The sequence below is a fragment of the Streptomyces sp. NPDC087263 genome (assembly GCF_044744645.1).
In the GTDB taxonomy this organism is placed as follows: domain Bacteria; phylum Actinomycetota; class Actinomycetes; order Streptomycetales; family Streptomycetaceae; genus Streptomyces.
Map to the genome: position 1 here is coordinate 612,728 of NZ_JBIUYT010000001.1, position 17,639 is coordinate 630,366.

Below are 17,639 nucleotides of genomic sequence, written 5' to 3' on the forward strand. Positions count from 1 at the left end.
CTGCCCGTCCCGTACCTGGGGGCTGCGCCCCCAGACCCCCGCTGTCGGCCTGAACGGCCTCGTCCTCAAACGCCGGACGGGCTGAACCCCGCAGAGCGGGGTCCCGCTACTCCCGGCCCGCGGACGTAAAGTTCATGTCCGCGTAGCGGTCGCCCGCGACCTTGGCGGCGATGGGCTCCAGCAGATCCAGCTCGGCCTCACTGAGGACGATCCGGGTGGCGGCCGTGTTCTCCTCGACGCGCTTCGCCTTGGTGGTGCCGGGAATCGGGACGACTGCGAGCCCGTACACGGCGGCCCGCTGCTGCGCCCAGGCGAGCGCGACCTGCCCGAGCGAGGCGCCATGCGCGTCGGCGACGGAGCGTACCGACTCCAGGAGCGCGACGTTGGCGGCCGCGTTGTCCCCGTTGAAGCGGGGCTGGCGACGCCGGAAGTCATCCGCCGCCAGCTCCTTCCCGGCGTCCGCGAAGGACCCCGTGAGGAACCCACGCCCGAGCGGCGAGTACGGCACGAGCGCCACACCCAGCTCACGCGCCGCCGGTACCACCCCGGCCTCGATGTCACGGCTGAACAGCGACCACTCCGACTGCACGGCGGCGATCGGATGCACGCCCTGTGCCGCACGCAGCTCCCCGCCCGTCACCTCGCTCAGCCCGAGATGCTTGACCTTGCCCTCGCGCACCAGCTCGGCCATGGTCCCGACGGTCTCCTCGATCGGGATGTTCACGTCACGCCGGTGCATGTAGTAGAGGTCGATCACATCGACGTCCAGCCGTCGCAGGCTCGCCTCGACGGCCTGCCGGATGTAGGGCGCGTCGTTGCGGATGATCCGCTTGGTCGGGTCGTCCGGCGGGATCGTCATGGCGAACTTCGTCGCGATGACGAGTTCGTCGCGGTGCGCCTTGAAGAACGGGGAGAGGAACTTCTCGTTCTCACCCTCCCCATAGGCGTCCGCGGTGTCGTAGAGCGTGACGCCGAGCTCCAGCGCCCGCTCCAGGGTGGCCCGCGACTCGTCGGCGTCAGCGGGCCCGTACGCGAAGCTCATGCCCATACAGCCCAGGCCCTGCACCCCGACCTCGGGGCCGCCGGTTCCGAGCTGCACCTTCGCGATCTTGCTGTCCGTCATCAGGACCTCTCCGACGCCAGGGCACGCCCGGCGTCCGCGTAGAAAGTGATTTTGCGGTCGAGCACCGCGAGGGTGTCCTGGAGCTCGGCGATCCGGGACTTCACGTCCCTGCGGGTCGCTTCCAGGAGTTCGTAGCGCTCGATGTAGGTGTGGTCGCCCGCGCGCACCAGCTCCGCGTAGCGCACCATGTCGGCGACCGGCATGCCGGTGAGCCGAAGCTTGCCGACGAGGCCCAGCCAGTCCAGGTCGCGGTTGGTGTAGCGGCGCTGTCCGGTGTGCGAGCGGTCGATGTGCGGCATCAGCCCGATCCGCTCGTACCAGCGCAGGGTGTGCGCCGTCAGGCCGGTGTAGACAACGACCTCGCTGATCGTGTAGTTGTCCTGGCCGTCCGGGCGCCGCAGCTCCCGCTCGGGGGGCGCGGCACAGAGATCGGGACTGCTACCGGTCTCGGCGGCCTCGGCCGTGGTCTCCATCACCGTCATGACCTCCACGCTAAAACCCTGGAGTGCACTCCAAGCAAGCGGAACCATGAAAATCCGGTGACATCACCCGCTCACGGTGTCTACGTTGCGGATCATGACTCATGTACGCCGTGCCGTGCCCGAGGACGCCGAGGAAGTGCTGCGTCTGCGCCAGGTGATGATCGACTCGGTCTTCGGCACCGATTCGCCCGGCACCTGGCACGCCGAATCGCTTCCCACCGTACGGGGCAGGCTCGGCGACCCCGACGGGGACTTCGCTGCCTTCGTCATCGACCATCCGGACCGGCCGGACGCGCTGGCGGCACTCGTCGCCGGGACGATCGACTACCGCATCGGGAACGGGGGCAATCCGCAGGGCGCGATCGGATACGTCTTCAGCGTCGCCACCGATCCGGACGCGCGGCGCCGCGGCTACGCCCGCGCCGTCGTGGAGGCACTTCTCGACTGGTACCGCGAACGGGGTGTCCCCCAGGTCGACCTCAACGCCTCTGCGGAAGGCGAGCCGCTGTACGCCTCGCTCGGTTTCGTGCGCAAGCCGGACCCCTCGATGCGGCTCCAGCTCTGAGCCGCTTAGGCTCGTAGGCATGTCCCTGCAGAGCCTTGCGCTGATCGAGAACTGGCCCGTTCCCACCGCCGCGGCGGCCGTCGTCCGCGCGGACGGCACGCTGCTCGGGAGCCATGGGCCCGGTGCGCGGCCCTTCGCGCTCGCCTCGGTGACCAAGCCGCTTGCCGCCTACGCCGCCCTCGTCGCGTACGAGGAAGGCGCGATCGAACTCGACGAACCCGCCGGGCCCGAGGGCTCGACCGTTCGTCATCTCCTCGCGCACACCTCCGGACTCGCCTTCGACGAGCACCGGGTGACGTCGGTGCCCGGGGAGCGGCGGCTGTACTCCAACGCCGGGTTCGAGGTGCTCGGGGAGCACATCGCCAAGGCGACCGACATTCCGTTCGGGGAGTATCTGCGGCAGGCGGTGCTGGATCCGCTGGGGATGGCGTCGACCACACTCGACGGGTCGCCCGCGAAGGACGGGGTGTCCACGGTGGACGACCTGGTGCGCTTCGCGGCCGAGGTGCAGGCTCCGCGGCTCCTGGATCCTCGTACCGTCGCGGAGGCGATGACCGTCCAGTTCCCGGGCACGAAGGGCGTCCTGCCGGGGTACGGGCACCGCAACCCCAACGACTGGGGGCTCGGCTTCGAGATCCGCGATTCCAAGTCGCCCCACTGGACGGGGAGTTCGTCCTCACCGCGGACCTTCGGTCATTTCGGGCAGGCGGGCACGTTCCTGTGGATCGACCCCGACGCGGGGGTGGCCTGCGTGGCCCTCACCGACCGGGGGTTCGGGCCGTGGGCCGTCGAGGCGTGGCCGCCGTTCACGGACGCCGTGCTCGAAGACGTCAAGAATCGGTGAACGAAGCTGGAGTTGAAGGCTCCACCTGAGACGGTCACTGATCCGTTCGACTAGCCTCCCCCTGCACACATGCCTCACAAATTTCGGGGGAGAACAATGGGCGAGACACAACCGGGCGGGCATTTCCGCCCGTTGGAGGTCGGCGACCCGACGGTCGTGGCGGGCTACCGGCTCGCGGCACGGCTCGGCGCGGGCGGCATGGGCACGGTGTACCTGACGTACACGCCGGGCGGGCACCCGATCGCGCTGAAGACGATCCGGCCCGAGCTGAGCGAGGACCCCGAGTTCCGTCGCAGGTTCAAGCAGGAGGTCCAGGCCGCCCAGCGCGTCCAGGGCCTCTACACCGCGCCGGTCCTCGACCACGACACCGAGAGCACCACCCAGCCCTGGCTGGCCACCGCCTACGTACCCGGCCCCTCGCTGGCCGCGGCGGTCACCGAGCACGGACCGCTGCCGGTGCCGACGGTCCTGCTGCTGATCGCGGGGGTCGCGGAGGCCCTGTCGGTCATCCACGGCGCGGGCATCGTCCACCGCGACCTGAAGCCCTCGAACGTGCTGCTCGCCGCCGACGGCCCGCGGGTCATCGACTTCGGCATCGCCCGCGCCGCCGACGCCACCGCGCTGACCAACACCGGTGTCTCCATCGGCACCCCGGCCTTCATGTCACCGGAGCAGGCCTCGGGGCGGGGTGAACTCGCCCCCGCGTCGGACATCTTCGCCCTCGGCCAGGTCGCCGCGTACGCGGCACGGGGCAGTTCCGCGTACGGGGACGGGCCCTCGCACGCCGTGCTGTACCGCATCGTCCACGAGGAGCCGGACCTCACCGGCCTCCCGGACGAACTCCGGTTCATCACACGCCTGCTGGCCAAGAACCCGGCCGACCGGCCCTCACCGGCCGAGGTCATCGCCCTGTGCCAGGAGGCCTCGCCCACCCCGCTGCGCCAGTCCGGGTCCTGGCTGCCGGACCCGATCGGCGAGCAGATCACCCGGCGGGTCTCGGCATCGGCGGAGCTCCTCGCGGCCCGCACAGACGCCCCGGCGACACCGACCACTCCGGTGGACTCGGTGCCTCCGCCGACCGCTCCGGTCACCCAGCTGAGCGCTCCGGGCGTCGACCCGGCCGCGCACACGGTGCACGCCGCCCACGTCCCGACACCTCCGCCGACCCCGCCGCCGTACGTACAGCAACCCGCGCACCAGACACACCCCACGCACCCCACGGCGCCGTACCCGCCGCAGAACACCTGGCAGCCGCAGCCGCCGGCCCAGCAGTACCCGTACCCGTACCCCCAGCCCCTCCCGCCGCCCAAGAGCAACTCGGGCAAGGTCCTCGCGATCATCGCGGGGGTGCTCGTGCTGATGCTCGGCGGCTGCGTCTCGCTCTTCGCCAACATGGACGACGGCACGAAGGACAGCTCCGCCTCCGGTACCAGCGGAAGCTCGGACTCCAGCAGCTCCGCGCCGCTCCCCGACCCCAAGCCGGCCACCTACAAGGGCATCAACATCCCCGGCGACTACTACGTGCGCTTCGCCGACTCACCGCCCAGGCCCGTCACCAGCGACATGGGCGGCGCGTACGAGGACGACGGGGACTTCTACTACTCCTCGTTCGACACCCTCAACGACAAGCACGTGGGCAGCAGCAGCCATAAAATCGTCCTGCTGAACAACTCCGTGAAGGGCTCCCTCAAAACCTGCCGCGCCGAGACCCGGTACGCGGAGACGGTCACCCTCGGCCAGCTCTCCAAGGGCACCCAGATGTGCGTCCACACCGCGTCCGGCCACATCGGCCTGATCACCTTCCAGGGCTCGGCCCCGAGCGGCGACCCCAGCGACTACGTGTCGGTGGACATCACGGTGTGGCGGAACGCGGAGGAGCCCACGTCCGGCTGAGCCCCGTCGTCCGACGGTTGCGCCCGGTCGTCCGACGGCCGGGCCACCGTCACGCCGTCATCTCCCACACCAGTAGCTCCGCCGGAGACCCCGCCACCGCCTCCAGGTCCTTCGCGTCGGTGATGCGGGCCGCGTCGCCGGGGCCCAGCTCCTCGCCGTCCAGGCGCACTTCACCGCGTACGACATGGACGTACGCGTACGCCGCGTCCGGAATCGCCGTCCGCTCCCCCGCCGTCAGGCGGCGTACATGGAGCATGGCGCCCGCCTCCGGGACGGCGTACGGCGTGGAGTCCGCGATGCCGTGGACGATCTCGTAGGCGGGCTCGCCGCCGGGCTCCAGCGGGGCCAGCCACATCTGGACGAAGGTCAGCGGCTCCGTGCCGTCGTTGCGCTCCACGTGGCGGACGCCGCCCCCGGCGCTGAGGCGCTGCACGTCACCGGGGCGGACCACCGACTCGTGGCCGGTGGAGTCGCGGTGGGTCAGCTCGCCCTCCACCACCCACGTGACGATCTCGGTGTGGCTGTGCGGGTGCTCGTCGAAGCCGGCGCCGGGGGCGAGCCGCTCCTCGTTGCAGGCGATCACGGCGCCGAAGCGGAGGTTGTCCGGCTCGTAGTGGGGGCCGAAGGAGAAGGCGTGGAGCGAGGAGATCCCGGTCGCCGGGTCCCCTCCGCTGTAGCGCTCGTCGGCGCGGCGGACATCCATCACAGCCCCACCGTAGCCCCGCCCGCGCGCTCTCCCGGCGCTTACCCGCGACCCGCCGCCGCACACCTCCGTCCGGATAAGGCAGTCTTGTCCCGTGCCCGAACCCGAAACCAGCAACACCGCACGCCCACCGCTCGACGTCCGCGCACATGCGGCGACCCTGAAGCGGCTGGAGAAGTCGTCCGGAAGTCTCGCCGCGCAGGCCATCGCGCGGATGGACGAGGCGCTGCCGTGGTACCGGGCGATGCCCCCGGAGAACCGTTCCTGGATCGGTCTGGTCGCCCAGGCCGGAATCGCCGCCTTCACCGAGTGGTTCCGGCACCCGGACGCCCCGCAGGCCATCTCCACCGATGTGTTCGGGACCGCGCCGCGCGAACTGACCAGGGCGATCACCCTGCGTCAGACCGTCGAGATGGTGCGGACCACGATCGAGGTGATGGAGAGCGCGATCGACGAGGTCGCGGCGCCCGGGGACGAGTCCGTGCTCCGTGAGGCGCTCCTCGTCTACGCCCGCGAGATCGCCTTCGCGACCGCCCAGGTGTACGCCCAGGCCGCGGAGGCGCGGGGGGCCTGGGACGCCCGCCTCGAATCGCTCGTGGTGAACGCGGTGCTGTCCGGCGAGGCCGACGAGGGCGCCGTCAGCCGGGCCTCGGCACTGGGCTGGAACTCACCCGAACATGTCTGCGTGGTGCTGGGTACGGCGCCCGACGGTGACAGCGAGCTGACGGTCGAGGCGATCCGCCGGGCCGCCCGGCACGCCAAGCTCCAGGTGCTGACCGGAGTGCTCGGGGACCGGCTGGTCGTCATCGCGGGCGGCAGCGACAACCCGCTCGCCGTCGCCAAGTCGCTGATCGGGCCTTATGCGGCCGGCGCCGTCGTCGCGGGGCCCGTCGTGCCCGACCTGCTCGCCGCCACCCGCTCCGCGCAGGCCGCCGCCGCCGGGCTGAAGGCGTGTTTCGCCTGGCAGGACGCGCCACGGCCGGTACTCGCGGACGATCTGCTGCCCGAGCGCGCGATCGCCGGTGACCCCGCCGCCCGCGACCAGCTGGTGGAGGAGATCTACAGACCGCTGGAGGAGGCCGGCTCCGCGCTCCTGGAGACACTCGCCGTCTATCTGGAACAGGCGAGCAGTCTCGAAGGCGCGGCCCGGATGCTCTTCGTCCACCCCAACACCGTGCGCTACCGGCTCCGACGTGTGACTGACGTCACCGGTTGGTCGCCTTCGGATGTACGCTCCGCGTTCACGCTGCGCATCGCACTGATCCTGGGGCGTTTGGCGAGCGGAGATCCACAAACCTAGGCTTTTGTCGGGGCCCTACAATTCCGCTTCGTGTTCTTCGTCCCTGTCCCCACGGGCGGTCCTGGCCGTCCACAAGAGAGAGTGTGAGAGTGCTCGTACTCGTCGCTCCCGGCCAGGGTGCCCAGACGCCCGGCTTCCTGACTCCTTGGCTCGACCTCCCCGGCGCGGCCGACCGCCTCGCCGGCTGGTCGGACGCCATCGGGCTCGACCTTGCCCACTACGGCACCCAGGCCGACGCGGACGCGATCCGCGACACGGCCGTGGCGCAGCCGCTGCTCGTCGCGGCCGGACTGCTGTCCGCCGCCGCGCTGGGCGAGGTGACCCCGGGTGCCGTCGCGGGCCACAGCGTTGGTGAGATCACCGCCGCCACGCTGGCGGGAGTGCTGGACGACACGGCCGCGCTCCGGCTCGTACGCAAGCGGGGCCTGGCGATGGCCGAGGCCGCCGCCATCACCCGGACCGGGATGTCCGCCCTGCTGGGCGGCGATTCCGAGACGACGGTTGTGCATCTGGAGAAGGTCGGCCTGACGGCGGCGAACGTGAACGGCGCGGGCCAGATCGTGGCGGCCGGCACGCTGGAGCAGCTCGCCGAGCTCGCCGAGAACAAGCCCGAGGGCGTCCGCAAGGTCATCGCGCTGAAGGTCGCCGGTGCCTTCCACACGCGCCACATGGCACCCGCCGTCGACGCGCTGGCCAAGGCCGCCGAGGAGCTGGCTCCCGCGGACCCGAAGTTCAGGTACGTCTCGAACAACGACGGCAAGGCCGTGGCCACCGGTGACGAGGTCGTCGCCCGGCTGGTCGGCCAGGTCGCCAACCCGGTCCGCTGGGACCTGTGCATGGAGACCTTCAAGGAGCTCGGCGTGACCGCGCTGCTCGAGGTGTGCCCCGGCGGCACCCTGACCGGACTGGCCAAGCGCGCCCTGCCCGGCGTGCGGACGCTGGCGCTGAAGACCCCCGACGACCTCGACGCGGCTCGCGAGCTCATCGCCGAGCACAGTGCCTGACAAGGAGCTTGAGAGCATGTCGAAGATCAAGCCCAGCAAGGGCGCCCCGTACGCGCGCATCCTCGGCGTGGGCGGCTACCGTCCCGTGCGGGTCGTGCCCAACGAGGTGATTCTCGAGACGATCGACTCGTCCGACGAGTGGATCCGTTCGCGCTCCGGCATCGAGACCCGGCACTGGGCGAACGACGAGGAGACCGTCGCCGCGATGTCCATCGAGGCGTCCGGCAAGGCGATCGCCGACGCCGGGATCAGCGTCGAGCAGATCGGCGCGGTCGTCGTCGCCACCGTGTCGCACTTCAGCCAGACCCCTGCCATCGCCACCGAGATCGCCGACAAGCTCGGCACCAACAAGGCCGCCGCCTTCGACATCTCGGCCGGCTGCGCGGGCTTCGGCTACGGCCTGACCCTCGCCAAGGGCATCGTCGTCGAGGGCTCCGCGGAGTACGTCCTTGTCATCGGCGTCGAGCGTCTCTCCGACCTCACCGACCTGGAGGACCGCGCGACGGCCTTCCTCTTCGGCGACGGCGCGGGAGCGGTCGTCGTGGGCCCTTCCAAGGAGCCGCACATCGGCCCGACGATCTGGGGCAGCGAGGGCGACAAGTCCGGCACGATCAAGCAGACCGTGCCGTGGGACGAGTTCCGCGCCTCGGACCTGTCCGCCCTGCCGCGCGACTCCAAGGGCGAGATCAAGTTCCCCGCCATCACGCAGGAGGGCCAGGCGGTGTTCCGCTGGGCCGTCTACGAGATGGCGAAGGTCGCTCAACAGGCTCTGGACGCGGCCGGGATCACCTCGGCCGACCTGGACGTCTTCATCCCTCACCAGGCCAACGAGCGGATCATCGACTCGATGGTGAAGACACTGAAACTGCCGGAGCACGTCACGGTCGCCCGCGACGTACGCACCACCGGCAACACGTCGGCCGCCTCGATTCCGCTCGCGATGGAGCGGCTTCTGGCGACCGGCGAGGCGAAGAGCGGCGACACCGCGCTCGTCATCGGCTTCGGGGCGGGTCTCGTGTACGCCGCCACGGTCGTTACCCTCCCCTAGGTACACCGTCCGGATCTCTCCGGACGGAGTACCGCCACCCCCTCTGGATACATACCGAAGGAGCGCCTGACATGGCCGCCACTCAGGAAGAGATCGTCGAAGGTCTCGCCGAGATCGTGAACGAGATCGCCGGGATCCCCACCGAGGACGTCCAGCTGGACAAGTCCTTCACCGACGACCTGGACGTCGACTCGCTGTCCATGGTCGAGGTCGTCGTCGCCGCCGAAGAGCGCTTCGACGTGAAGATCCCGGACGACGACGTCAAGAACCTCAAGACCGTCGGCGACGCGACGAGCTACATCCTCAAGAACCAGGGCTGATCCTTCCGGTCAACTTTGGGCTGACTGCCCGATCCCTGGGCTGACTGCCCCGCCACCCGGCGGTGGCGCCGCTGAATCCTCGTATCCGTTGGAGAAAGAATTCCCGTGATCCCGACCAATCGCACCGTGGTCGTCACCGGTATCGGCGCAACCACACCGCTGGGTGGCGACGCAGCCTCAACCTGGGAGGGCCTGGTCGCCGGACGTTCCGGCGTCCGCGCCCTGGAGCAGGACTGGGCCGCCGAGCAGGCGGTCCGTATCGCGGCGCAGATCGCCGTGGAGCCGAGTGAGGTCATCCCGCGCCCGCAGGCCCGCCGACTGGACCGCTCGGCGCAGTTCGCGCTGATCGCGGCCAAGGAGGCGTGGGCCGACGCCGGTTTCACCGACAAGGCGGGCGAGGACAAGAGCGTCGACCCCGACCGGCTCGGCGCGGTCATCGCCTCCGGCATCGGCGGCGTCACCACCCTCCTCGACCAGTACGACGTGCTGAAGGAGAAGGGCGTACGCCGCGTCTCCCCGCACACCGTCCCGATGCTGATGCCGAACGGCCCGTCCGCCAACGTCGGTCTGCTCGTCGGCGCCCGCGCCGGTGTGCACACCCCGGTCTCCGCCTGTGCGTCGGGCGCCGAGGCCATCGGCTATGCGATCGAGATGATCCGTACCGGCCGCGCCGACATCGTCGTCGCCGGTGGTACGGAGGCGGCCATCCACCCGCTGCCCATCGCCGCGTTCGGCAACATGATGGCGATGTCCAAGAACAACGACGACCCGCAGGGCGCCTCGCGCCCCTACGACGTCGCGCGCGACGGCTTCGTCCTCGGTGAGGGCGCGGGCGTCCTGGTCCTGGAGTCGGCCGAGCACGCCGCCAGGCGCGGTGTCCGCGTCTACGCGGAGGCGGTCGGCCAGGGCATCTCCTCCGACGCCCACGACATCGTGCAGCCGGAGCCCGAGGGCCGCGGCATCGCGCACGCGCTGCAGAACCTGCTCAACAACACCGACCTGGACCCGGCCGAGATCGTGCACGTGAACGCGCACGCCACCTCGACCCCGGCCGGCGACGTCGCCGAACTGAAGGCGCTGCGCACGGTCTTCGGCGACGACACCGACCACATGGCGGTCTCCGCCACCAAGTCGATGACCGGTCACCTCCTCGGTGGCGCGGGCGGCGTGGAGTCGGTCGCCTCGGTGCTCGCCCTGTACCACCGGGTGGCTCCGCCGACCATCAACGTCGAGAACCTCGACCCCGAGGCGGAGGCTGCCGCCGACGTTGTTCGCGGTGAGGCGCGGAAGTTGCCCGTCTCCGGGCGGATCGCCGCGCTGAACGACTCGTTCGGGTTCGGTGGGCACAACGTGGTGCTTGCCTTCCGGACGGTCTAGTTCCCGCCGTTTTCGTACGTACGTGAAGGGCCCCCGCCGTGTGGTGGGGGCCCTTCGTGTGTGGTTGAGGGGAACTCAGACGACCTGGTGCAGCCAGCGCACCGGCGCGCCCTCGCCCGCGTACCGGAAGGGCTCCAGTTCGTCGTCCCAGGGCTTGCCGAGGAGCTTGGCGAGTTCGGCCTCGAGGTCGGTCTCGCCCCGCTGGGAGCGCAGGAGCGCGGCGCGGAGGCGGTCCTCGGGGATCAGGATGTCGCCGTGGATTCCGGTGACGGCGTGGTAGATGCCCAGCTCGGGGGTGCAGCTGTAGCGCTCGCCCTCGGCCGTGGGGCACGGCTCGGCGGTGACCTCGAAGCGCAGCATCTGCCAGCCGCGCAGTGCGGAGGCGAGCTTGGAGGCGGCGGAGACCTCGCCCTTCCAGGAGAACTCTGATCTCCAGGTGCCCGGCGAGGCGGGCTGCCGGATCCAGTCGAGGTTGACGCGGGTGCCGAGCACCCCCGCGACGGCCCACTCGACGTGCGGGCACAGCGCGCGGGGCGCGGAGTGCACGTAGAGAACTCCACGTGTCGTCACTGGGGCCTCCGGACAGAGCGACGCATCTTGTAACTTAGCGGGACGGCGGTGGCGGGGCTGCCACGTGGCGAGGCTACCGTGCGGCGGCGTCAGGAGTGTGACGTACCGTCGGTCCCAGCGCGCAGAAACACTGAGGTTTCACCCAAGGGGACGCGGTGTTGACCGACCGTGTCCGTCGGGGTAGTGACCGACCCTGCACAACGATCGAGGGGACCAGGGGATGCGGAACCGTAGCCACCGTTCGCGGGCCGTTCTCGCCTTCGCGGCGGCGGCCCTGCTGGGCGTCGCCGGTTGCGACGCCACCGGTGGCAACTCCGCGGCACCGAAGGGCACCACGGCGAATGTCCGGCCGTCCCCGACGCCCGCCTGGGACCGCAGCCCCGAGTCCGTGGCCGCGGTCGGCGACTCCATCACGCGGGGTTTCGACGCGTGCACCGTGCTGTCGGACTGCCCCGAGGCGTCCTGGGCGACGGGCAGCGACAAGAAGGTCAACAGTCTCGCCGTACGGCTGCTGGGGACGGCCGGGGCGGCGGAGCGCAGCTGGAACTACGCGGTGACCGGGGCGCGGATGGCGGACCTGCCCGGGCAGATGGCGCAGGCCGTCACGGAGAAGCCGGAGTTGGTGGCGGTGATGGCGGGCGCCAACGACGCCTGCCGCGCGTCCGTGTCGGCGATGACGTCCGCCGCCGAGTTCCAGGCCGACTTCGAGGACGCGTTGGGCACGCTGCGCGCCACGCTGCCCAAGACGCAGGTGTACGTGTCGAGCGTGCCGGACCTGAAGCGGCTCTGGTCCGAGGGCCGCACCAATCCGGTCGGCAAGCAGATCTGGAAGCTGGGCATCTGCCCCTCGATGCTGGGTGACGCGGAGTCCCTCGACGCGGCGGCGACGCTGCGGCGCGACACGGTGCAGGACCGGGTGGAGGCGTACAACAGGGTTCTGGAGGAGGTCTGCGCGAAGGACAAGTACTGCCGCTTTGACGGCGGTGCGGTCTTCGACTACCGCTTCGGGACCGATCAGTTGAGCCACTGGGACTGGTTCCACCCGAGCAAGAACGGCCAGGCGCAGCTCGCGGAGATGGCTTATCACGTGGTGACGTCCAAGGAACCGGTGGCGTGAGACGGGCTGCTCCGGGAGACGGGACACGGGCCGCCGGTCGCCGGTCGCCGGTCGCCGCCCCATCGACCGGCAGCGACCGGATGACATCGACTCAGCGCGGGAGTGCTCAGAGGAGGGCCTCCAGGAGGATGGGGAGGTCGGTGAGGCGTTTGCCGGTGGCGTTGAAGACCGCGTTGCCGATGGCCGCCGGGACGCCGACGATGGTGATCTCGCCCAGTCCCTTGACGCCGATGGGGTCTGCCTGAGGGTCCTCGGTGTTGATGAAGGTGGCGTCGAGTTCGGGAACGTCGGCGTTGACCGGGACCAGGTAGTCGGCCAGGCTCGCGTTGACGATCCGGCCGTCGCGGTGATCGGTGCGGGTGCCTTCCAGCAGGGCCATTCCGATGCCGCCGACCATGCCTCCGAGGGCCTGGCTGTGGGCCAGTTTGGGGCTGATGACCCGGCCCACGTCGTAGGCCGCGAAGATACGGCGGATCCGGACCAGGCCGAGCAGGGGATCGACCGACACCTCGGCGAAGACGGCGCCGTATCCGTAGCTGGAGACCCTGGTGTCGATGGTGCCCGGCCCCCAGGTGGCCGTGGCTTCCAGGCCGGGCAGGTCGGCTCGGCTCAGGATCTCGCGGTAGCTGTCCCTGGCGCTGTCGTCGTCGCCCACCATGAGATTGCCGCCGCTGACGGTCACTTGGGCGGGATCGGCGCCGTGCAGGGGCGAGGCGGCGTCCGCGACCGCCATGGTGATGAACTTGTTCCGCAGGGCGTTGCAGGAGGTGAAGGCGGCGGATCCGACGCTGGCCATGGTGGTGGCGCCCGCGTGTGGGGGCGCGGTGGGGTAGGTGGAGTCGCCCAGTCGGAAGGTGACTTTCCCGGCGGGCAGGCCGAGCGCGTCGGCGGCGACCTGCATGACGGACGTGGTGGTGCCCGGGCCCATGTCGCTGGTGGCCGTGGCCACCGTCGCCGTCCCGTCCGCGTCGATCCGGGCGCGCGAGCCGACATCGCGGCGGTTGTTGTGGTACGAGGCGGTGGCCATCCCCATGCCGATCAGCAGATCGCCCTCGGTGCGGCTGCGGGGGGTGGCGTCGCGCCGCGACCAGCCGAAGCGGCGCGCCCCGGTGTCGAAGCATTCGCGGAGCTTGCGGGTGGAGAACGGAAGCCGTGTCACCTCGTCCCTGGTGGGTTCGTTGCGCAGCCGCAGCTCGATGGGGTCGACGCGGAGATCGTGCGCCAGTTGGTCCATGGCCGTCTCCAGGGCGAAGGCACTGGTGACGACGCCCGGTCCGCGCATCGAGGACGGTGACTGGGCGTCGATGGCGGTGATCTTGTACGCGGTGCTGGTGTTGGGGACGCCGTAGAGGAACTTCGGCAGGTCGGTCATGCCCTCCTCGTACGCGTCGTAACGGCAGGTCTCCGTGCGTACCTCGTAGAGGAGGCTGTCGACGCGTCCGGCGGCGTTGGCTCCGAGGGCGAGGCGCTGCCTGCTGGCGGGCCGGTAGCCGGTGCCGTAGTAGAACTGGCGCCTCGTCAGGACGACCTTGACGGGCTTGCCGACCTCGCGGGCGGCGAAGGCGGCCAGGGTGACGTGGTCGTAGGCGCGGATGGCGCTGCCGAATCCGCCGCCGACGAATTCGCTGAGGACCCGGATGTTGCCCACCGGGATGCCGAGTGTGCCGGCCACCGTACGGGCCGCGCCCTGGACCCACTGGGACTTGTCCCAGAGCGTGAGCCGGTCGCCCTCCCAGCGGGCGATGGTCGACGGCAGCTCGATGGGGTTGTGGTTCTCCCGGCTGATGGTGAAGTCGAGATCCACCTTGTGGGGCGCCGACCTGAAGGCGGCCTCCGGGTCTCCGCGGCTGTAGTCGGGGTTCGACGGAGCGGTCACGGAGGTGGCCGTGGAGCTGTTGAAGTCGGTCATGACCTCCTGCCGGTTGTACGTCGCCTCGACGAGGGACGCTCCATGTGTCGCCGCCTCCAGCGTGCCGGCGAGGACGATGGCGATCGGCTGGCCGTAGAACACCAGCTCGGTCACGGAGTGGGCGAGCGCCAGGCTGCTGAAGTCGGTCAGCACGCGCACCACGCCGGGGTGTGCGCGGGCCGCGTCCACGTCGATGGCGGACACCGTGCCCCGGGCCGCCGTGCTGTTGACGATGACGCCGTACAGCAGCCCCTCGAACCGGTGCTCAGCGGCGTAGGTGGCGGCGCCGGTCACTTTCAGCCGGGCGTCGACGCGGGAGAGCGCCTGCCCCACAACGGTGTCGGCCATCACTGCCCTCCGATCGTCATCAGCTGACGGCGCACGGTACGTTCGATGAGCGCGATCTTGAACGCGTTCTCGGACAACGCGGTCGCGCCGTCCGCGGCGTGGGAGGCCGCGTCCGACCAGGTCTTGCGCCCGGGGCGCTTGCCCACCAGCGCGCGCTCCACCTTCGGCAACCGCCACGGCACGGTGGCGACTCCGCCGACCGCCACACGGGCACCGCGGATGACGCCGCCCCTGATGTCCAGCGCGACGGCCGCCGACGCGAGGGCGAACTCGTAGGACTGGCGGTCGCGCACCTTGAGGTAGCCGGACCGCCTCGTGTGCGGACCGGCCGGGATCTCGACGGACGTGATGAGCTCTCCCGGCTTCAGGCTCTGCTCGCGCTGCGGGGTGTTCCCTGGGCGCAGGAAGAACTCCTGGACGGGGATGGCCCGTACGCCGTCCACGCCGCGTACGTGGACGACGGCGTCGAGGGCCACGAGCGCGACGGAGAAGTCCGAGGGGTGGGTGGCCACGCACTGTTCGCTGGTCCCCAGGATCGCCTGCATACGGTTGTCGCCGTCGCGGGCGTCGCACCCCGTGCCGGGGGTACGCCGGTTGCAGGCCGAGTGGACGTCCCGGAAGTACGGACACCGCGGGCGCTGCATGATGTTGCCGCCGATGGACGCCATGTTCCGCAGCTGCGCCGAGGCGCCCAGCTCCAGCGACTGCGTGATGACGGGGTACAGCGAGCGCACCCGCGGATGTGCGGCGAGTTCACTCATCCGTACCAGGGAACCGACCTGGACTCCCGAGGAGGACACCGTGATGTCCTTGTAGGGAAGGCTGTTGATGTCCACCACGCGCGGCGGGCGTTCGACGGTCTCCCGCATCAGGTCCACGAGCGTGGTACCGCCGGCGATGTACCGGCCGCCGGCCGCGCCGGCGGTCAGTGCGGCCTTTTCGGTGCCGGCTTTGCTGAAGGCAAAGGGATGCACGACAAGCTCACCTCTCCTTGGCGGTCTGCTCGATGGCCGAGACGATGTTGGTGTAGGCGCCGCACCTGCAGATGTTGCCGCTCATCCACTCGCGGATCTCCGCCGGGGAGCCGGTGTGTCCCTCCGCGATGCAGGCCACCCCGGAGAGGATCTGACCAGGCGTGCAGTAACCGCACTGGAGGCCGTCGTGATCGATGAACGCCTGCTGGAGAGGGTGCAGTTCGTCGCCGTCGGCGAGCCCCTCGATCGTGGTGACCCGAGCGCCGTCGTGCATGACGGCGAGGGTGAGGCAGGAGTTCACCCGACGGCCGTTCACCAGGACCGTGCAGGCTCCGCAGGCGCCCTGGTCACAGCCCTTCTTGGCGCCGGGAAGGTCCAGGTGCTCCCGCAGGAGGTCGAGCAGCGAGGTCCGGTTGTCCACCGACGCCGACCGCTGCTCGCCGTTGACCGTCAGCCTGACCTCTGACTCCTGCACCGCGGCGGCCGCTGTCTGGCCCTGAGCACTGTCGGACGTGAACGCCGTGCTCAGCAGAGGCGCACTCACGACTGCCGTGGACGCCACCACGAAACCGCGCCGATTGATGGTGGATGCTTCGTCGAACGTATCTGACATAGGTCATGCCTTCCGGTGTCCGAGAGCGATGGGACCGTACTCACCAAGCCCTTCGACAGAGCTCGGTCAGACGCGCTCAGGCATTCCCTCACGGAAAGCTCTGTCGAGGAAATGCGCCCGGTTATCGTAACAGCGAAAACGCGGGAATTAACGATATGAAGGCATCATGAAGCTTCGATGAGACGCATGGACGGGACCGGACGGAGTCTGGTACATCAATACTGTTCAACACGGAGAACCATAGGCGTGATCCACTCCCGGCTTTCGAGGACTATATGCGTGATCTACTACCGGCTCTCACCGGGTGGTTCGGCGAGAAAAAGGCGTTCGCCGTCGCCCTGGTGACCGCGGTGGAAGGAAGCGCGCCGCAACGCCCCGGCGCCATGTTCGTCCGAGGCCCGGACGGTGAAGCGCTCGGCGGTATCTCGGGGGGATGCCTGGACGCCACGCTCTATGAGCTGGCAGGTGAGGTGCTGGCCGACGGCCGCGCCCAAGTGGTGCGGTTCGACAGCGACTCGGACGACGTGTTCGAGCCCGGTCTGCTGTGCGGGGGAAGCATGGAGGTCCTTGTGCGGCGCGTCGACCCGGGCGCGGACGAGGCCTTCGCGGCGGCCCTGGCGTCACTCGCCCGCGGGGCCTCCGTCACGCTCGCCCTGACCGTTGACACCGTCCACCCCGAGCACCTCGGCTCGACCCTGGTCATCACTCCGGAATCGGTCAGCGGCACACTCGGCGCCGAGAAGTGGGACCGTGAATGCCTGCGCCGCCGGGCCGCCGGCGATTCCGGTGTTCTGCATATGACGAACGATTCCCGTGAGAGAATCTCATTTTTCCTGCACCAGATCTCCACGCCGCCCAGGATGCTGTTGTACGGGGCCGTGGATTTCACGCGGGCACTCTCACAGCTCGGAGCATTTCTGGGATATCGCGTGACCGTGTGCGACGCGCGTGCGGTATTCGCCATTCCCGAACGATTCCCGTACGCCCATGAAGTCGTCGTCGACCGTCCGGCGCGCCATCTCGGCAGTGTGGGAACCGATCGCGACACGGTCGTGGTATCGCTGACGCACGACCCCAAGTTCGATATCCCGCTGTTGCGTGAAGCACTTCGACGTCCGCTGGCCTATGTCGGGGCCATCGGGTCACGACGTACGTGTGCCGAGCGGAGCAGGTCGCTGATCGCGGCAGGTGTGACGGAACGCCAACTCGCCCGTCTGCGGGCTCCCGTCGGCCTCGACCTGGGCGGGCTCAGCCCGGAGGAGACCGCCTTGTCCATCGCCGCTGAAGTGGTCGCGGTGCGCCATGGCCGTCCGGCCACGCCTCTTCGAGCCGGCACGGGGCCGCTGCACGCGGAACCCGCCGAAGTATGCGGCCCACTGGACCGTCCTCTGTCGACGCGGGCATGACCAGGCCGTAGGGCGGCGCCAGCGGCCCGTTCGCGGCCGGTTG

At 70.0% G+C, this 17,639-nt stretch carries 17 protein-coding genes; 10 read left to right on the forward strand and 7 right to left on the reverse strand.

All coding sequences use genetic code 11. The annotated features are described in order from the left end of the window. Nucleotides 1-106: 106 nt before the first annotated feature. Together ACIPC1_RS02750 and ACIPC1_RS02755 are read right to left on the reverse strand one after the other, a co-directional pair. Nucleotides 107-1,123, reverse strand: coding sequence for an aldo/keto reductase (locus tag ACIPC1_RS02750; protein ID WP_402512664.1), 1,017 nt, complete (start codon nucleotides 1,121-1,123; stop codon nucleotides 107-109). Next, nucleotides 1,123-1,605, reverse strand: a complete 483-nt coding sequence (locus tag ACIPC1_RS02755; protein ID WP_402512665.1) for a MerR family transcriptional regulator — start codon at nucleotides 1,603-1,605, stop codon at nucleotides 1,123-1,125. The genes ACIPC1_RS02750 and ACIPC1_RS02755 overlap by 1 nt, the downstream gene beginning before the upstream one ends. A gap of 94 nt (nucleotides 1,606-1,699) precedes the next feature. Between ACIPC1_RS02755 and ACIPC1_RS02760 the strand changes: the two genes are divergently transcribed. The 3 genes from ACIPC1_RS02760 (at nucleotide 1,700) to ACIPC1_RS02770 (ending at nucleotide 4,907) form a co-directional block, all read left to right on the forward strand. Continuing rightward, nucleotides 1,700-2,170 carry a GNAT family N-acetyltransferase gene (locus ACIPC1_RS02760; RefSeq protein ID WP_402512666.1) on the forward strand — a complete coding sequence of 157 codons (471 nt, stop codon included), beginning with the start codon at nucleotides 1,700-1,702 and terminating at the stop codon, nucleotides 2,168-2,170. Nucleotides 2,171-2,189: 19 nt separating this feature from the next. Beyond that, nucleotides 2,190-3,014: a serine hydrolase domain-containing protein gene (locus ACIPC1_RS02765; RefSeq protein ID WP_384385557.1), complete on the forward strand. Its 825-nt coding sequence runs from the start codon at nucleotides 2,190-2,192 to the stop codon at nucleotides 3,012-3,014. Between the two features lie 96 nt (nucleotides 3,015-3,110). Beyond that, the gene (locus tag ACIPC1_RS02770; protein WP_402512668.1) at nucleotides 3,111-4,907 is read left to right on the forward strand and encodes a serine/threonine-protein kinase; all 1,797 of its coding nucleotides are present in this window, start codon (nucleotides 3,111-3,113) and stop codon (nucleotides 4,905-4,907) included. 49 nt (nucleotides 4,908-4,956) lie between these two features. On the opposite strand, the gene ACIPC1_RS02775 is transcribed toward ACIPC1_RS02770, so the two are convergent. Next, the gene (locus ACIPC1_RS02775) at nucleotides 4,957-5,610 is read right to left on the reverse strand and encodes a pirin family protein (protein WP_402513372.1); all 654 of its coding nucleotides are present in this window, start codon (nucleotides 5,608-5,610) and stop codon (nucleotides 4,957-4,959) included. 94 nt (nucleotides 5,611-5,704) lie between these two features. Here ACIPC1_RS02775 and ACIPC1_RS02780 point away from each other — a divergent pair, with 94 nt between their 5' ends. The 5 genes from ACIPC1_RS02780 to ACIPC1_RS02800 all read left to right on the forward strand — a co-directional run bounded on the left by ACIPC1_RS02780 (nucleotide 5,705) and on the right by ACIPC1_RS02800 (nucleotide 10,659). Further along, complete coding sequence (locus ACIPC1_RS02780; protein WP_402512670.1) at nucleotides 5,705-6,910, forward strand: PucR family transcriptional regulator; 1,206 nt, start codon at nucleotides 5,705-5,707, stop codon at nucleotides 6,908-6,910. A gap of 89 nt (nucleotides 6,911-6,999) precedes the next feature. Beyond that, the gene (locus ACIPC1_RS02785) at nucleotides 7,000-7,914 is read left to right on the forward strand and encodes an ACP S-malonyltransferase (protein WP_402512671.1); all 915 of its coding nucleotides are present in this window, start codon (nucleotides 7,000-7,002) and stop codon (nucleotides 7,912-7,914) included. A gap of 16 nt (nucleotides 7,915-7,930) precedes the next feature. Beyond that, complete coding sequence (locus ACIPC1_RS02790; RefSeq protein WP_402512673.1) at nucleotides 7,931-8,962, forward strand: ketoacyl-ACP synthase III; 1,032 nt, start codon at nucleotides 7,931-7,933, stop codon at nucleotides 8,960-8,962. A gap of 71 nt (nucleotides 8,963-9,033) precedes the next feature. Continuing rightward, complete coding sequence (locus ACIPC1_RS02795) at nucleotides 9,034-9,282, forward strand: acyl carrier protein (RefSeq protein WP_266463227.1); 249 nt, start codon at nucleotides 9,034-9,036, stop codon at nucleotides 9,280-9,282. A 105-nt stretch (nucleotides 9,283-9,387) separates the two neighbouring features. Then, nucleotides 9,388-10,659 carry a beta-ketoacyl-[acyl-carrier-protein] synthase family protein gene (locus tag ACIPC1_RS02800; RefSeq protein ID WP_402512675.1) on the forward strand — a complete coding sequence of 424 codons (1,272 nt, stop codon included), beginning with the start codon at nucleotides 9,388-9,390 and terminating at the stop codon, nucleotides 10,657-10,659. 75 nt (nucleotides 10,660-10,734) lie between these two features. On the opposite strand, the gene ACIPC1_RS02805 is transcribed toward ACIPC1_RS02800, so the two are convergent. Beyond that, nucleotides 10,735-11,229 carry a DUF3145 domain-containing protein gene (locus ACIPC1_RS02805; RefSeq protein ID WP_266826886.1) on the reverse strand — a complete coding sequence of 165 codons (495 nt, stop codon included), beginning with the start codon at nucleotides 11,227-11,229 and terminating at the stop codon, nucleotides 10,735-10,737. A 220-nt stretch (nucleotides 11,230-11,449) separates the two neighbouring features. On the opposite strand from ACIPC1_RS02805, the gene ACIPC1_RS02810 reads away from it, so the two are divergent. Then, the gene (locus tag ACIPC1_RS02810) at nucleotides 11,450-12,346 is read left to right on the forward strand and encodes an SGNH/GDSL hydrolase family protein (protein WP_402512677.1); all 897 of its coding nucleotides are present in this window, start codon (nucleotides 11,450-11,452) and stop codon (nucleotides 12,344-12,346) included. A 106-nt stretch (nucleotides 12,347-12,452) separates the two neighbouring features. Here ACIPC1_RS02810 and ACIPC1_RS02815 read toward each other — a convergent pair whose 3' ends face one another. The 3 genes from ACIPC1_RS02815 to ACIPC1_RS02825 are packed head-to-tail and all read right to left on the reverse strand — an operon-like array spanning nucleotide 12,453 to nucleotide 16,190. After that, the gene (locus ACIPC1_RS02815) at nucleotides 12,453-14,603 is read right to left on the reverse strand and encodes a xanthine dehydrogenase family protein molybdopterin-binding subunit (RefSeq protein ID WP_402512679.1); all 2,151 of its coding nucleotides are present in this window, start codon (nucleotides 14,601-14,603) and stop codon (nucleotides 12,453-12,455) included. Further along, a complete protein-coding gene (locus tag ACIPC1_RS02820) occupies nucleotides 14,603-15,577 on the reverse strand; it encodes an FAD binding domain-containing protein (protein ID WP_402512681.1) in 975 nt (324 codons plus the stop codon). The genes ACIPC1_RS02815 and ACIPC1_RS02820 overlap by 1 nt, the downstream gene beginning before the upstream one ends. Nucleotides 15,578-15,584: 7 nt before the next feature. Then, nucleotides 15,585-16,190, reverse strand: coding sequence for a (2Fe-2S)-binding protein (locus ACIPC1_RS02825; RefSeq protein ID WP_402512682.1), 606 nt, complete (start codon nucleotides 16,188-16,190; stop codon nucleotides 15,585-15,587). A gap of 275 nt (nucleotides 16,191-16,465) precedes the next feature. Between ACIPC1_RS02825 and ACIPC1_RS02830 the strand changes: the two genes are divergently transcribed. Further along, nucleotides 16,466-17,596 (forward strand): XdhC family protein, encoded by a 1,131-nt coding sequence (locus ACIPC1_RS02830; protein WP_402512684.1) that lies wholly within the window; start codon nucleotides 16,466-16,468, stop codon nucleotides 17,594-17,596. Nucleotides 17,597-17,639 lie beyond the last annotated feature (43 nt).